Source organism: Streptomyces purpurascens (assembly GCF_045040895.1).
Classification (GTDB): Bacteria; Actinomycetota; Actinomycetes; order Streptomycetales; family Streptomycetaceae; genus Streptomyces; species Streptomyces purpurascens.
The window spans coordinates 3,109,497-3,123,883 of the sequence record NZ_CP108341.1 but is presented as its reverse complement, the minus strand read 5'-3'; the positions used below and the strand labels follow the sequence as shown (position 1 = coordinate 3,123,883).

Annotated in this window: 11 protein-coding genes; 9 read left to right on the top strand and 2 right to left on the bottom strand. The window is 73.0% G+C overall.

The window, feature by feature from the left end:
* Positions 1–95 precede the first annotated feature (95 nt).
* Both OHU35_RS14245 and hemW read left to right on the top strand, forming a co-directional pair.
* On the top strand, positions 96–2,414 hold the full coding sequence (locus OHU35_RS14245) for a SpoIIE family protein phosphatase (RefSeq protein ID WP_405505478.1): 2,319 nt from the start codon (positions 96–98) through the stop codon (positions 2,412–2,414).
* Between the two features lie 40 nt (positions 2,415–2,454).
* The gene (gene hemW, locus OHU35_RS14240) at positions 2,455–3,687 is read left to right on the top strand and encodes a radical SAM family heme chaperone HemW (RefSeq protein ID WP_189723495.1); all 1,233 of its coding nucleotides are present in this window, start codon (positions 2,455–2,457) and stop codon (positions 3,685–3,687) included.
* A gap of 133 nt (positions 3,688–3,820) precedes the next feature.
* Here the strand turns inward: hemW and OHU35_RS14235 are convergent, their stop codons facing one another.
* Positions 3,821–4,618: a DUF3097 domain-containing protein gene (locus OHU35_RS14235; RefSeq protein ID WP_189723493.1), complete on the bottom strand. Its 798-nt coding sequence runs from the start codon at positions 4,616–4,618 to the stop codon at positions 3,821–3,823.
* Between the two features lie 31 nt (positions 4,619–4,649).
* Positions 4,650–5,381 (bottom strand): MBL fold metallo-hydrolase, encoded by a 732-nt coding sequence (locus tag OHU35_RS14230; RefSeq protein WP_405505475.1) that lies wholly within the window; start codon positions 5,379–5,381, stop codon positions 4,650–4,652.
* A 171-nt stretch (positions 5,382–5,552) separates the two neighbouring features.
* On the opposite strand from OHU35_RS14230, the gene hrcA reads away from it, so the two are divergent.
* The 7 genes from hrcA (at position 5,553) to OHU35_RS14195 (ending at position 14,381) form a co-directional block, all read left to right on the top strand.
* Positions 5,553–6,569 (top strand): heat-inducible transcriptional repressor HrcA, encoded by a 1,017-nt coding sequence (gene hrcA / locus OHU35_RS14225; protein ID WP_189723489.1) that lies wholly within the window; start codon positions 5,553–5,555, stop codon positions 6,567–6,569.
* Positions 6,569–7,705 carry a molecular chaperone DnaJ gene (dnaJ, locus tag OHU35_RS14220; RefSeq protein WP_189723487.1) on the top strand — a complete coding sequence of 379 codons (1,137 nt, stop codon included), beginning with the start codon at positions 6,569–6,571 and terminating at the stop codon, positions 7,703–7,705. Before hrcA ends, dnaJ begins: the two co-directional genes overlap by 1 nt.
* A gap of 214 nt (positions 7,706–7,919) precedes the next feature.
* Positions 7,920–8,996: a nitronate monooxygenase gene (locus OHU35_RS14215; protein WP_189723485.1), complete on the top strand. Its 1,077-nt coding sequence runs from the start codon at positions 7,920–7,922 to the stop codon at positions 8,994–8,996.
* The gene (locus tag OHU35_RS14210; protein ID WP_405505473.1) at positions 8,993–9,733 is read left to right on the top strand and encodes a 16S rRNA (uracil(1498)-N(3))-methyltransferase; all 741 of its coding nucleotides are present in this window, start codon (positions 8,993–8,995) and stop codon (positions 9,731–9,733) included. The genes OHU35_RS14215 and OHU35_RS14210 overlap by 4 nt, the downstream gene beginning before the upstream one ends.
* A gap of 359 nt (positions 9,734–10,092) precedes the next feature.
* The gene (locus OHU35_RS14205; RefSeq protein WP_405505471.1) at positions 10,093–10,647 is read left to right on the top strand and encodes a hypothetical protein; all 555 of its coding nucleotides are present in this window, start codon (positions 10,093–10,095) and stop codon (positions 10,645–10,647) included.
* Between the two features lie 99 nt (positions 10,648–10,746).
* On the top strand, positions 10,747–13,929 hold the full coding sequence (locus OHU35_RS14200) for a S41 family peptidase (protein WP_405509226.1): 3,183 nt from the start codon (positions 10,747–10,749) through the stop codon (positions 13,927–13,929).
* A 98-nt stretch (positions 13,930–14,027) separates the two neighbouring features.
* The gene (locus OHU35_RS14195) at positions 14,028–14,381 is read left to right on the top strand and encodes an HIT domain-containing protein (RefSeq protein ID WP_189723474.1); all 354 of its coding nucleotides are present in this window, start codon (positions 14,028–14,030) and stop codon (positions 14,379–14,381) included.
* Positions 14,382–14,387: the final 6 nt, after the last annotated feature.

The window sequence follows — 14,387 nt, the reverse complement described above, 5'->3', positions numbered from 1 at the left end:
CACTTCGGTAACTCGGCGCTTATGGGCGTGGTCAGTCTGTCACTCTGTCGGCATCGACTGTGGCGTATTCGTACGAACTGCCCGGGGAGCCGTCCATGGGGGCCATTCCGACGCAACGGGAGACCGCCTCCCGTGCCTCGCAGGCGCCTGCACACGCTTCGGAGACGCCTGCGTCCGGTGAGGACGAGCGCGTTTCCGAGGAGCCCGCACCGACTGCCGAGACGCTCGCGCCCGACGCGTGCGCCCCGGCCTGCGCGGCGCCCGCACCCATATCCCAGGCGCCCGCACAGGAGTGCGCGCGGGCGCACGCGACCCTGTCCGGCAGCTCGCTCGCGCCGGGCACCGCACGCGCCCTTCTGCGCTCGGCGCTCGCCGAGTGGACCCGGCTCGGCCTGCCCGGCACCGAGCACCTCACCGACCGCCTCGCCGACGACGCCACGCTCGTCGTCAGCGAACTCGTCACCAACGCCGTCGTGCACGCCGGCACCGACGTCGAGCTGGAGTGCCGGCTGGAAGGCGCCGACGGCGACGACAAGGAGACGGTCGCGCTCGTCGTCGAGGTCTGCGACCACCACCCCTCACGCGCCCCGCGCGGCGGCGAGCCGGAGACACCGCACGACATGCCCGAGTACGGGCGCGGCCTGCGGCTCGTCGGCGCGCTCTCCGAGGCCTGGGGCATCACGTACCGCACGGGCCGGAAGACCGTGTGGGCGCGGTTGCCCGCCGGGGGGTGCGCGGCGGGCGAGCAGATCGAGGCGTACGCCGAGGAGCAGGCGCTGGCGCGCGGTCTGCGGGTGGCGGAGATCCTGGCGCCGGAGCCGCGCCAGGGCTGGGAGGCCGGGGAGCCGGGTGAGGCGGCCGCGGGGGAGGCCAGGGAAGCCAGGAAGGCCGGGGAGGCCGGACGGAGCCGACGTGACGGGCGGGACTCGCGGGACCCGCAGGACTCTCGCGGCCCATGGGACCGGCAGGGTCCACCGGACTCCCGCACCCTGGCGGACCGGCAGGACCCGCAGGACTCCCGCGGCCTACGGGACTGGCGTGACTGGAACGACGTACGGGACTGGCGGGACCGTCACGAGGCTGGCAGCGACGGGCGCGACGGTGCCTGGCTGGGCCGCGGCGCCCTCTCCTTCCTCGCGGAGGCCTCCGACCTGCTCGCCGGACAGCTCGACGAGGACCTCGTCGCCGCCCTCGCCGGGCAGCTGATCGTGCCGAGGCTGGCCGACTGGTGCGCGGTGTGGCTGGAGGACGAGGCCACCGGCGGCGGCTGGAGCGGCGGGGCCGGAGCGGGCGGGCCGCGCCTGGCCCGGGTCTGGCACGGCAGCGAGAACCGCATCGAGGAGCTGCGCCAGGCACTGGAGAAGGACCCGCCGCACCCGTCCGACCCGCCCGGGTCCTGGCCCGTCGACTACCCCTGGCCCGGCGAGGCGCTCGGTGACGCGCCGGGCGAGCCGGGGTCGGCACTCGCGTACCGGCTGGTCGCCGGGGGACGCCCGCTGGGCACCCTGGTCATCGGCCGGTCCGGGGCCGCCGGCTTCCCCGACGAGATCACCGGCCTCGTGGAAGACCTCAGCCGCCGCGTCGCCCTCGCCATCGGCGCCGCCCGCCAGTACGCCCGCCAGGCCACCATCAGCGCCGTACTCCAGCGCGGACTGCTGCCCGGCGCCGTCGCCGAGATCCCCGGAGTGCGCAGCGCGCTCGTCTACGAGCCGTACGACAAGGGCGGGCCCAGCGGCGACTTCTACGACCTGTTCCCGGCCGGTGACGGCCGCTGGTGCTTCGCCGTCGGCGACGTCCAGGGCAAGGGACCCGAGGCGGCCGTCGTGATCGGCCTGGCCCGGCCCTGGCTGCGGCTGCTGGCCCGCGAGGGCTACCGGGTCGCCGACGTCCTCGACCGCCTCAACCAGCTCCTGCTCGACGACGCCACGGAGGCCGCCGACGCGGCGGCCCGCGCGCTGGTGGCCGCGGGCGCCCGGCCGACCCCGCCCGGCGACGGCCCCCAGACCCGATTCCTGTCCCTGCTCTACGGCGAACTGGTCCCCTTCGACGGCGGTGTCCGCTGCACCGTCGCCTCCGCCGGGCACCCGCTGCCCCTGCTGCTCGGGGCGGGCGGCGAGGTCCATGCGACAGCGCGGCCCCAGACCCTCCTGGGCGTCGTCGAGGACGCCACGTACACCAGCGACACCTTCGAGCTGCGGCCCGGCGACACGCTGCTGTGCGTCACCGACGGCGTGACCGAGCGCCGCTCCGGCTCCCGCCAGTTCGACGACGAGGACGGGCTCGCGGCGGCGCTGGCGGGATGCGCCGGGCTGGACGCCGAGCTGATAGCCGAGCGGATCAAACGGCTGGTCCACGAGTTCGGGGCGCGGCCCCCGGCCGACGATCTCGCGCTGCTGGTGCTCCAGGCGGAGTGAGCAGGCGGAGCGACCGCGCGGGTGCGGGACAATGGAAGGCATGCCTTCCGCACTTCCCGACGGCGAGCCCGTCCCCGACGACGGCTCGCTGCCCGCGTCCGCGCTGGCCGGGGCCGCCGACCGTCCGCTCGGGTTCTATCTGCACGTCCCGTACTGCGCGACCCGCTGCGGCTACTGCGACTTCAACACCTACACGGCGACCGAGCTGCGCGGCACGGGCGGTGTGCTGGCCTCCCGCGACAACTACGCCGAGACGCTGGTCGAGGAGGTCCGCCTGGCGCGCAAGGTGCTCGGTGATGATCCGCGGCCCGTTCGCACGGTGTTCGTCGGCGGGGGGACGCCCACGCTGCTGGCCGCCGGTGATCTCGTACGGATGCTGGGCGCGATCCGTGACGAGTTCGGGCTGGCCCCGGACGCCGAGGTCACGACGGAGGCGAACCCGGAGTCGGTGGATCCGGCGTATCTGGCCGCGCTGCGCGAGGGCGGCTTCAACCGGATCTCGTTCGGCATGCAGAGCGCGCGGCAGCATGTGCTGAAGGTGCTGGACCGTACGCATACGCCCGGGCGGCCCGAGGCGTGTGTGGCGGAGGCGAGGGCGGCGGGCTTCGAGCACGTCAACCTCGACCTGATCTACGGCACGCCGGGGGAGAGCGACGACGACTGGCGGGCCACGCTGAGCGCCGCGCTGGGTGCGGGGCCCGACCACGTCAGCGCGTACGCGCTGATCGTCGAGGAGGGTACGCAGCTGGCTCGTCGTATCCGCCGGGGCGAGGTGCCGATGACGGACGACGACGTCCACGCCGACCGCTATCTGATCGCCGAGGAGGCGCTGTCCTCGGCGGGCTTCGAGTGGTACGAGGTGTCCAACTGGGCGACCTCGGAGGCGGGGCGGTGTCTGCACAACGAGCTGTACTGGCGGGGGGCCGACTGGTGGGGGGCCGGGCCGGGGGCGCACAGCCATGTGGGGGGCGTTCGGTGGTGGAACGTCAAGCATCCGGGCGCTTACGCGGGGGCGCTGGCGGTGGGGCGGTCGCCTGGGGCCGGGCGTGAGGTGCTGAGCGACGAGGACCGGCGGGTCGAGCGGATTCTGCTGGAGCTGCGGTTGCGGGAGGGGGTGCCGTTGGCGTTGCTGCGGGAGGAGGGGCTTGCTGCCTCGCGCAGGGCGGTGTCGGACGGGCTTCTGGATGCGGGGCCGTATGAGGCGGGGCGGGCTGTGTTGACGCTGCGGGGGCGGTTGCTGGCGGATGGGGTTGTTCGGGATCTGGTGGACTGAGGTGCTCGGGGTTGGTGTTGGGGGCGGGGGGTTGCGCAGCCCGGCGTAGCGGGAGGCCGCTGCGCCCACCCGTGCCGCCCTGGGGGCACCTCCCAGGCCCTTAAGGCACTGGGGGAGGCACGCATGCCCGCAGCTAGGACGTGACGAAGTCGATCAGTTCTTCCACCCTGCCCAGCAGCTCCGGCTCCAGGTCTCTGTACGAGTGGACCCCCGACAGGATGCGTTGCCAGGCCGCGCCCGTGTTGGGGGGCCAGCCCAGGGAGCGGCACACGCCCGTTTTCCAGTCCTGGCCGCGCGGTACCCGGGGCCAGCTCTGGAAGCCGAGGGACGTCGGCTTCACCGCCTCCCAGATGTCGATGTACGGGTGGCCCACCACCAGGGCGTGCTCGCTCGTGACCGACTCGGCGATGCGCCACTCCTTGCTGCCCGGGACCAGGTGGTCCACCAGGACGCCGAGGCGGGCGTCCGGGCCGGGGGCGAAGTCGGAGACGATCGAGGGCAGGTCGTCGACGCCCTCCAGGTACTCCACGACCACGCCCTCGATGCGCAGGTCGTCGCCCCACACCTTCTCGACCAGCTCGGCGTCGTGCCGGCCCTCGACGTAGATGCGGCCGGCACGGGCCACACGCGCGCGTGCGCCGGGGACGGCCACCGAACCGGAGGCGGTGTGCGTGGGGCGGGCGGGGCCGGACGACGGGCGGACCAGCGTCACCACCCTGCCCTCCAGCAGGAAACCGCGCGGCTCCATCGGGAACACGCGGTGCTTGCCGAAGCGGTCCTCCAGCGTCACCGTGCCCGCCTCGCAGCGGATCACCGCGCCACAGAAGCCGCTCCCGGGCTCCTCGACCACCAGGCCCGGCTCCGCCGGAACCTCGGGCACCGGCTTCGGCTTCTTCCACGGCGGGGTCAGGTCCGGAGAGTACTGGCGCATTCGAATGACGATAGGAGAAGGCGTGCGGCGATCACCGCGACACGCCGAAACGCGCCGCCAGCGCGTCCCGCTGGGCCCGGACGAACGCCGCGTCCACCACCGCTCCGTGACCGGGCACGTACAGTGCGTCCTCGCCGCCCAGATCCAGCAGCCGGTCCAGGGCGGCCGGCCAGTGCGACGGGACGGCGTCGGGGCCCGCCTGGGGCTCGCCGGACTCCTCGACCAGGTCGCCGCAGAACACCACCTCCGGATCACCCGGCACCAGCACCGCCAGGTCGTGCGCGGTGTGCCCCGGGCCCACGTTCGCCAGCAGCACCTGGCGGCCGCCGCCCAGGTCGAGCGTCCACTCGCCGGAGACCAGATGGCGGGGCGGGACCAGCCGCTCCGCCGACTCCTGCGCGACGGGCTCCGCCAGGCCGTTCCGCACCGCGTCCACGCGCAGCTCCTCGCGGTCCCGCACGCGCGTGAGGACCGCGTCCACGCCCACCGCGCCGAACACCTCCGCCTCCGGGAACGCCGCCGCGCCGAAGACGTGGTCGAAGTGGGGGTGGGTCAGCGCGAGATGCGTCACACGGTGACCGGTGAGCGACTGCGCCTGCGTGCGCAACCGCGCGCCCTCGGCCGGGCTCGACCCCGCGTCGATCATGAGTACCGCGCCCTCACCGGCGACCAGTCCCGCCGTGCAGTCCCACACCGGAAGCCGGCACCGCCCCACCCCGGCGGCCACCCGCTCCCACCCGAGCTCTTCCCAAGTCACCGTCATACGGCGACGCTAGCGGTGACACCCGTCGCGGGCACGACAGCGCACGACCAGCCTTGCCGGGGGTGCACCCCACCGCCGTACACTGGGCCGGGGAATGCTGGCACTCGCACGCGCAGAGTGCCAGGCCACGACAGGCAGGCAGCAGGCGGACGACTTCTGGAGGTGCGCGCGATGCTCAGTGAACGCAGGCTTCAGGTGCTGCGCGCCATCGTCCAGGACTATGTCGGCACCGAGGAGCCCGTCGGCTCCAAGGCCCTCACCGAGCGGCACAGCCTCGGCGTCTCCCCGGCCACCGTCCGCAACGACATGGCGGCCCTCGAGGACGAGGGATACATCGCCCAGCCGCACACCAGTGCCGGGCGCATCCCCACCGACAAGGGCTACCGGCTGTTCGTGGACAAGCTGGCCGGCGTCAAGCCGATGACCGCGCCCGAGCGGCGCGCGATCCAGAACTTCCTCGAGGGTGCCGTCGACCTCGACGACGTCGTGGCGCGTACGGTACGGCTGCTGGCGCAGCTCACGCGCCAGGTGGCCGTCGTGCAGTACCCGTCGCTGACCCGGTCGACCGTGCGGCATGTGGAGTTGCTCTCCCTCGCGCCCGCGCGTCTGATGCTCGTGCTGATCACGGACACCGGGCGGGTCGAGCAGCGGGTGGTCGACTGCCCGGCGCCCTTCGGCGAGGCCTCGCTCGCGGATCTGCGCGCACGGCTCAACAGCCGTGTCGCGAACCGCCGTTTCGCGGATGTGCCGAGTTTGGTGGAGGATCTGGCGGAGGCGTTCGAGCACGAGGACCGGGGTACGGTTTCCATGGTGCTCTCCACGCTTCTGGAGACGCTCGTCGAGGAGAACGAGGAGCGGCTGATGATCGGCGGCACCGCCAATCTCACCCGCTTCGGGCATGATTTTCCCCTGGTGATCCGGCCGGTGCTGGAGGCGCTGGAGGAGCAGGTCGTGCTCCTCAAGCTGCTCGGCGAGGCTAAGGATCCGGGCGTGACCGTACGTATCGGTCATGAGAACGCCCACGAGGGACTCAACTCCACGTCCGTCGTGTCGGTCGGCTACGGTTCGGGCGGCGAGGCAGTCGCCAAGCTCGGCGTGGTCGGACCGACCCGCATGGACTACCCGGGAACGATGGGAGCGGTACGCGCAGTGGCACGGTACGTCGGACAGATCCTGGCGGAGTCGTAGTGGCCACGGACTACTACGCCGTACTCGGCGTGCGCCGCGACGCGTCGCAGGAAGAGATCAAGAAGGCCTTCCGGCGGCTCGCACGCGAGCTGCATCCGGACGTCAACCCCGATCCGAAGACCCAGGAGCGGTTCAAGGAGATCAACGCCGCCTACGAGGTGTTGTCGGACCCGCAGAAGAAGCAGGTCTACGACCTCGGCGGCGACCCGCTCTCGCAGGCCGCCGGCGGCGGTGCGGGCGGCTTCGGAGCCGGTGGCTTCGGGAACTTCTCCGACATCATGGACGCGTTCTTCGGCACGGCGTCGCAGCGCGGTCCGCGCTCGCGCACCCGCCGCGGCCAGGACGCGATGATCCGTATCGAGATCGAGCTCGACGAGGCCGCCTTCGGTACGACGAAGGACATCCAGGTCGACACGGCCGTCGTCTGCAACACCTGCAGCGGCGAGGGTGCCGCGCCGGGGACGAGTGCGCAGACGTGTGACATGTGCCGCGGTCGCGGTGAGGTGTCGCAGGTCACCCGGTCGTTCCTCGGCCAGGTCATGACGTCCCGGCCCTGCCCGCAGTGCCAGGGCTTCGGGACCGTGGTGCCGACGCCGTGCCCGGAGTGCGCCGGTGACGGCCGCGTCCGCTCCCGGCGGACCCTGACCGTGAAGATCCCCGCCGGTGTCGACAACGGCACGCGCATCCAGCTCGCCGGCGAGGGTGAGGTCGGGCCCGGTGGCGGTCCCGCCGGTGACCTCTACGTCGAGATCCACGAACTCCCGCACTCCACGTTCCAGCGGCGCGGCGACGACCTGCACTGCACGGTGACGATCCCCATGACGGCCGCGTGCCTCGGCACGAAGGTGCCGCTGGAGACGCTGGACGGCATGGAGGAGGTCGACATCCGCCCGGGCACCCAGTCCGGCCAGTCGATCCCGCTGCACGGCCGGGGCATCACGCACCTGCGGGGCGGCGGACGCGGCGACCTCATCGTCCACGTCGAGGTCCAGACCCCGACGAAGCTCGACCCCGAGCAGGAGCGACTGCTGCGCGAGCTGGCCAAGCTGCGGGGCGAGGAGCGGCCCACGGGGCAGTTCCAGCCGGGGCAGCAGGGGTTGTTCTCGCGGCTCAAGGATGCGTTCAACGGGCGCTGACGCGGGGCGGTCCGGCCGCTGCTGGGGGTCTGGGGGTCGCCCCCCGGGCAGGCACGGTCAGCCGGGGCGGCAGGGGTTGTTCTCGCGGCTCAAGGACGCGTTCGACGGGCGCTGACGCGCGTTGTCGGTCGGTTCCGCAGAGCCTTTTCCTCTGGTCTATGCCACACGGCAGGCCGGTTTCGGAGTTGTTCGGAGGACGTGACAACATGCGGTCATGTCCTCCGCGCTGACCGATCTCTTCCCGCACCCGATCGTGCAGGCCCCCATGGCGGGTGGCGTCTCCGTACCGCAGCTCGCCGCCGCCGTGTGCGAGGCGGGCGGGCTCGGATTCCTCGCCGCCGGGTACAAAACCGCCGACGGGGTGTACCAGGAGATCAAGCAGCTCCGGAGCCTCACGAGCAGGCCCTTCGGCGTGAACGTCTTCATGCCGCAGCCCGAGTACGCCGACCCCGCCGCCGTCGACGTCTACGCCCACCAGCTGGCCGGCGAGGCCACCTGGTACGAGGCCGAGCTCGGCGATCCCGACAGCGGCCGCGACGACGGCTACGAGGCCAAGCTCGCGGTGCTGCGTGACAACCCCGTGCAGGTGGTGTCGTTCCACTTCGGCGTGCCGAGCCGTGAGGTCATCGACGCCCTGCACCGCGTCGGCACCTTCGTCCTGGCCGCCGCGACCACCCCCGATGAGGCCCGGGCCGTCGAGCGGGCGGGTGCGGACGGGGTCATCGCGCAGGGCGTCGAGGCCGGCGGCCACCAGGGCACGCACCGGGACATCCCGGAGACGGACGGTTCCGGCATCGGGCTGCTGTCGCTGGTCGCCCAGATCCGGGAATCCGTGAACATCCCGATCGTCGCCGCCGGCGGCATCATGCGCGGCGGCCAGATCGCCGGGGTGCTCGCGGCCGGCGCGAGCGCGGCCCAGCTCGGCACCGCGTTCCTCGCCACGCACGAGTCCGGCGCGAACGCCCTGCACAAGCAGGCGCTGACCAACCCCCTGTTCGTGCGTACGGAGTTGACCCGGGCCTTCTCCGGGCGGCCGGCGCGCGGCCTCGTCAACCGTTTCCTGCGCGAGCACGGCCCGTACGCGCCGCCCGCCTACCCCGAGATCCACCACCTGACCTCGCCGCTGCGCAAGGCCGCCGCCAAGGCGGGGGACGCGCAGGGCATGGCACTCTGGGCCGGGCAGGGCCACCGGATGGCGCGGGAGCTGCCCGCCGGGCAGCTGGTGGAGGTGCTGGCCGGTGAACTCGCCACGGCGCGCGCGGTGTTGTCGGGCGGGGGCGGCGTCCGATGACCGCGCCGGTGTTCGTGGTCGAGCACCTCGACGCGGGCGGCGGCGGGCGATACGTCCTTGACGGCCCCGAAGGGCGGCACGCCGTCTCCGTGAAGCGGCTGCGGCCCGGCGAGGACATCGTCCTCACGGACGGTTCCGGTCGCTGGGCGGACTGCGTCGTGCTCGACACCGAGGGCAAGGACCGGCTGATCGTCCAGCTGGACTCGGTGACCGAGGAGCCGGCGGAGCAGCCCCGGGTCACCGTGGTTCAGGCGCTGCCCAAGGGCGACCGTGGGGAGCTGGCCGTCGAGACGATGACCGAGGTCGGTGTCGACGCGATCGTGCCGTGGGCGGCGGCGCGTTGCATCACGCAGTGGAAGGGCGAGCGCGGGCTGAAGGCGCTGGGCAAGTGGCGGGCGACGGCCCGGGAGGCCGGGAAGCAGTCACGCCGCGTGCGGTTTCCGGAGGTCGCGGAGGCGGCGACGACCAAGGGGGTCGCTGCGCTGCTGGCCGGTGCCGACTTCGCGGCCGTGCTCCACGAGAGCGGGGACGAGCCGCTGGCGACCGCCGAACTGCCGTCCTCCGGTGAGATCGTGCTGGTCGTGGGGCCCGAAGGGGGCGTGGCACCCGAGGAGTTGGTGCAGTTCGAGGAGGCGGGGGCGAAGGCGTACCGCCTCGGACGCAGTGTGCTGCGCACCTCGACCGCCGGGACGGCGGCGGCCGCTGTGCTCCTGGCCCGCACGGGGCGGTGGTCCTGAGCCCGTGCGGGGGTGCGCGTCTGCGCCTTTCGCCGGGTGGTGGGTCGGGGACGTGTCGGGGGGTGTCCGTCCTCGGAACGGCGCGATGGGGTTGGACGCCGACTGACTGGCGTTGACGCGCCAACCAGCTGCGGGCGGACACCCCCCGACACGTCCCCTTGCGTAGCCCCCCCCGCCGCTGCGGGCATGCGTGCCTCCCCCAGTGCCTTAAGGGCCTGGGAGGTGCCCCCAGGGCGGCACGGGTGGGCGCGGCGGCACCCCGCTGCGCCGGGCTGCGCACCCACCCGGCCTCAGCATCGCCGCCGCGGTGGCCAGTTGCCCCCTACCGTCCCGCCCTTGTCGGTGGCAGGCTGCCCTTCATGGGGGCATTGAGGTGGATTGGGCGGGGCCCGCGATGCCGGCGGGTCGTGGTTGCGGCGGCGTTCGCGGTGGTCGGCGTGGGCGGTGCTGTCGCCTGTGAACCCGGGGGTGGGATCAGCTCGGCTGCTGTCGCGTACACCACTGATGAAACCGTCACCAAGGAACTCAACCGGCAGAAGGCGGGCGTGCGTTGGCTGACGTGTACCGCCTCGTACGGGGACTCCGGCAAGGGCGGGAACGCGTCGCCCTCGGCGCGGGAGAGGACCGTCGCGACCGTCGACTGTGAGGGGGAGACCGAGGACGGGAAGGACATCACCGTCACCGGCAGGGTCACCCACGCGGTGGACGGCGAATGCGTGCGCGGGAAGATCACCGCCAAGGTCGACGGCAAGGTGTGGTTCGAGGTCGACGGGCTCGGCAACTGCGATGCCACTCCGTCGCCGGTCGGGGGCGGGCCCACGAACGGGCAGCCCGGGCCCACCGTCACCGTGACCGTCACACAGACCATCTGGTGCGAGCGGTATCCGGACTGCCGGCCTGTCGAGGGCAAGTGATCCGAAGTCTGTCCGCGCGGCGTCGTCCCTGCATAGGGTGATCGGGTGACTCAGTCCGCATCGCCTGCTTACCTCCGGTTCCCCCACGTGCACGGTGACCTGGTCGCCTTCACCGCCGAGGACGACGTGTGGCTCGCCCCTCTCGAAGGCGGCCGGGCTTGGCGGGTCAGCGCCGACAACGTGCCGGTGACCCAGCCCCGCATCTCGCCCGACGGCACCACCGTCGCCTGGACCTCCACCCGCGACGGCGCTCCCGAGGTGCACATCGCCCCGGCCGACGGCGGGCCCGCCAAGCGGCTGACGTACTGGGGCAGTTCGAAGACCCAGGTGCGCGGCTGGACCCCGGACGGCGAGGTCCTGGCGATCAGCACCCAGGGCCAGGCGAGCCTGCGCCGCACCTGGGCGCGTGCCGTCCCGCTCGACGGCGGTCCGGCCACCACCCTGCCGTACGGGCCCGTCGGTGACATCGCCTACGGGCCGAGTGTGGTCCTGCTGTCCGCGCCGATGGGGCGCGAGGCCGCCTGGTGGAAGCGGTACCGGGGTGGTACCGCGGGCAAGTTGTGGATCGACCGGGAAGGGGACGGGGAGTTCGTACGGCTGCATGAGGAGCTGGACGGGAACGTCGAGTATCCGCTGTGGGTCGGCGAGCGCATTGCCTTCCTGTCCGATCACGAGGGCACCGGGTCGCTCTACTCCTCCCTCGCCGACGGGTCCGACCTGCGGCGGCACACGCCGCATGGGGGCACCTCCCGCTCGAGCGAAGCCGAGAGTGGGGGAGGCTTCTACGCCCGGCACGCCGCGACCGACGGCACCCGGGTCGTCTACTCCAGCGCCGGTGAGCTGTGGGTGCTCGATGATCTGGACGGGGCCGAGCCGCGTCGGCTGGACGTGCGGCTGGGCGGGCAGCGTGTCGATCTTCAGGCGTTTCCGCTGAACGCCTCGCGGTCGTTCGGGTCGGCGTCCCCGGACCACACCGCGCGTGGCAGTGCCGTCTCCGTACGCGGCTCCGTCCACTGGGTCACGCACCGCGCCGGCCCCGCCCGCGCCCTCGCCGCGACGCCCGGCGTGCGGGCCCGGCAGCCGCGTGCCTTCCGCGCCGACGGCGAGGAGTGGGTGGTGTGGGTGACGGACGCCGAGGGCGACGATGCCCTGGAGTTCGCGCCCGCCACCGGGCTCGCCCCGGGAGCGACGCCGCGCCGGCTCGCCGCCGGGCAGCTCGGCCGGGTGCTGGACCTCGCCATGGCGCCCGACGGCAGCCGCGCCGCCGTGGCCTCCCACGACGGGCGGCTGCTGCTCGTCGAGCGGGAGACGGGTGAGGTGCGGGAGGTGGACCGGAGCGAGGACGGTGATGTGTCGGGCATCGTCTTCTCGCCCGACTCCTCCTGGCTGGCCTGGTCCCACCCCGGACCGCGGCCCCTGTCCCAGCTGAAGCTCGCCAACACCACCGACCTGTCGGTCACCGAGGCGACCCCGCTGCGCTTCCAGGACTACGCGCCGGCGTTCACGGTGGACGGCAAGCACCTCGCGTTCCTGTCGACCCGCTCCTTCGACCCGGTCTACGACGAGCACGTCTTCGATCTGGCCTTCGTGGAGGGTGCGAGGCCGCATCTCATCACCCTCGCGGCGACCACACCCTCCCCGTTCGGGCCGCAGCGGCACGGCCGGTCCTTCGAGACGCCCGACCGGGAGGAGACCCCCGACAGCGAGGGCACGCCCACCACCCGCATCGACCTCGAAGGCCTCGCCGACCGCATCGTGCCCTTCCCGGTCGAGGCCGCCCGCTACTCCAATCTGCGGGCAGCGAAGGACGGCGTCCTGTGGCTGCGCCACCCGGTCGCCGGTGTGCTCGGCGCGTCCCGGGCCACCCCGGACGACCCAGAGCCCAAGTCCGAGCTGGAGCGGTACGACCTCGCCCAGCAGCGCGTCGAGCATCTCGCCATCGACGCCGACCACTTCGAGGTCAGCGGCGACGGCAAGCGGGTGCTGCTGTGGACCGACGGACGGCTGAAGGTCGTCCCCAGCGACCGGCGCGCCTCGAACGACGACGACAGCGACTCCAACATCACCGTCGACCTCGGCCGCGTACGCCAGTTCATCGACCCGGCCGCCGAGTGGCGGCAGATGTTCGACGAGAACGGCCGCATCATGCGGGACCACTTCTGGCGGCCGGACATGAGCGGCGTCGACTGGTCCGGCGTCCTCGACCGCTACCGCCCGGTCGTGGAGCGCCTCGCCACCCACGACGACCTGGTCGACCTGCTGTGGGAGGTGCAGGGCGAACTCGGCACCTCGCACGCCTACGTCACCCCGCGCGGCGGCTACGGCCGCGGCGCCCGCCAGGGCCTGCTCGGCGCGGACATCTCCCGGCACGAGGACGGCAGTTGGCGTGTCGATCGCATCCTTCCCTCGGAGACCTCCGACCCGGACGCCCGCAGCCCGCTGGCCGCGCCCGGTGTCGCCGTACGCCCCGGGGACGCCGTCCTCGCGGTCGCCGGACAGCCGGTCGACCCGGTCGCCGGGCCCGGCCCGCTGCTGATCGGCACGGCGGGCAAGCCGGTGGAGCTGACCATCTCCCCGTCCGGCGGCGGCGACCCGCGGCACGCCGTGGTCGTCCCGGTCGCGGACGAGGAGCCGCTGCGCTATCACGCCTGGGTCGCCGACCGGCGTGCCTACGTCCACGAGAAGTCCGGCGGCCGCCTCGGCTACCTGCACGTCCCGGACATGCAGGCGCCCGGCTGGGCCCAGATCCACCGCGACCTGCGCGTCGAGGTCGCCCGCGAGGGCCTGGTCGTCGACGTCCGCGAGAACCGCGGCGGCCACACCTCCCAGTTGGTCGTCGAGAAACTCGCCCGGCGCATCGTCGGCTGGGCGGTCCCGCGCGGCATGCGCCCCTACAGCTACCCCGAGGACGCCCCCCGCGGCCCCGTCGTGGCCGTCGCCAACGAGTTCTCCGGCTCCGACGGCGACATCGTCAACGCGGCCATCAAGGCCTTGGGGCTAGGACCCGTCGTCGGCACCCGCACCTGGGGCGGCGTCATCGGCATCGACAGCCGGTACCGGCTCGTGGACGGCACCCTCGTCACCCAGCCCAAGTACGCCTTCTGGCTGGAGGGCTACGAGTGGGGCGTCGAGAACCACGGGGTGGATCCGGACGTGGAAGTCGTGCAGCGTCCCCAGGATTACGTGGCGGGCAGGGACGCCCAACTGGATGAAGCAATCCGACTGGCACTGGAAGCGCTGGAGGCAGTACCCGCGAAAACGCCCCCAGGCCTGCCAACTTAAGGGGCGCGGGGAACCGCGCGACCAGCCACGACGCACCCGCACACGACGACGATACGATGCCCGAGTAGGACCACATTCGGCCAACCCCCGGAGGGACCATGGCAGGGGAGCCCCAGGAAGACTGCCTGTTCTGCAAGATCGTCGCCGGCACCATCCCGGCGACCATCGTCCGCCAGACAGACACCACCATCGCGTTCCGCGACATCAACCCCCAGGCCCCCACCCACGTCCTGATCATCCCCAAGGCGCACTACGAGAACGCCGCCGCCCTCGCCGCCGCCGACCCCGCCCTCACCGCGGACGTGATCCGCGAGGCCCAGGCCGTCGCCGACGAGGAGAAGCTCGACAGCCACCGCTTCGTCTTCAACACCGGCAGCGGCGCCGGCCAGACCGTCTGGCACGTGCACGGCCACGTACTCGGCGGCCGCGGCCTCGACTGGCCCCCCGGGTAGTCCGCC

Bases quoted from the DNA above. Each gene is read 5' to 3' on its own strand.
- OHU35_RS14245 (WP_405505478.1), top strand. From the start codon at position 96: ATGGGGGCCATTCCGACGCAACGGGAGACCGCCTCCCGTGCCTCGCAG.
- hemW (WP_189723495.1), top strand. From the start codon at position 2,455: ATGCCTTCCGCACTTCCCGACGGCGAGCCCGTCCCCGACGACGGCTCG.
- OHU35_RS14235 (WP_189723493.1), bottom strand. From the start codon at position 4,618: ATGCGCCAGTACTCTCCGGACCTGACCCCGCCGTGGAAGAAGCCGAAG.
- OHU35_RS14230 (WP_405505475.1), bottom strand. From the start codon at position 5,381: ATGACGGTGACTTGGGAAGAGCTCGGGTGGGAGCGGGTGGCCGCCGGG.
- hrcA (WP_189723489.1), top strand. From the start codon at position 5,553: ATGCTCAGTGAACGCAGGCTTCAGGTGCTGCGCGCCATCGTCCAGGAC.
- OHU35_RS14215 (WP_189723485.1), top strand. From the start codon at position 7,920: ATGTCCTCCGCGCTGACCGATCTCTTCCCGCACCCGATCGTGCAGGCC.
- OHU35_RS14210 (WP_405505473.1), top strand. From the start codon at position 8,993: ATGACCGCGCCGGTGTTCGTGGTCGAGCACCTCGACGCGGGCGGCGGC.
- OHU35_RS14205 (WP_405505471.1), top strand. From the start codon at position 10,093: ATGGGGGCATTGAGGTGGATTGGGCGGGGCCCGCGATGCCGGCGGGTC.
- OHU35_RS14195 (WP_189723474.1), top strand. From the start codon at position 14,028: ATGGCAGGGGAGCCCCAGGAAGACTGCCTGTTCTGCAAGATCGTCGCC.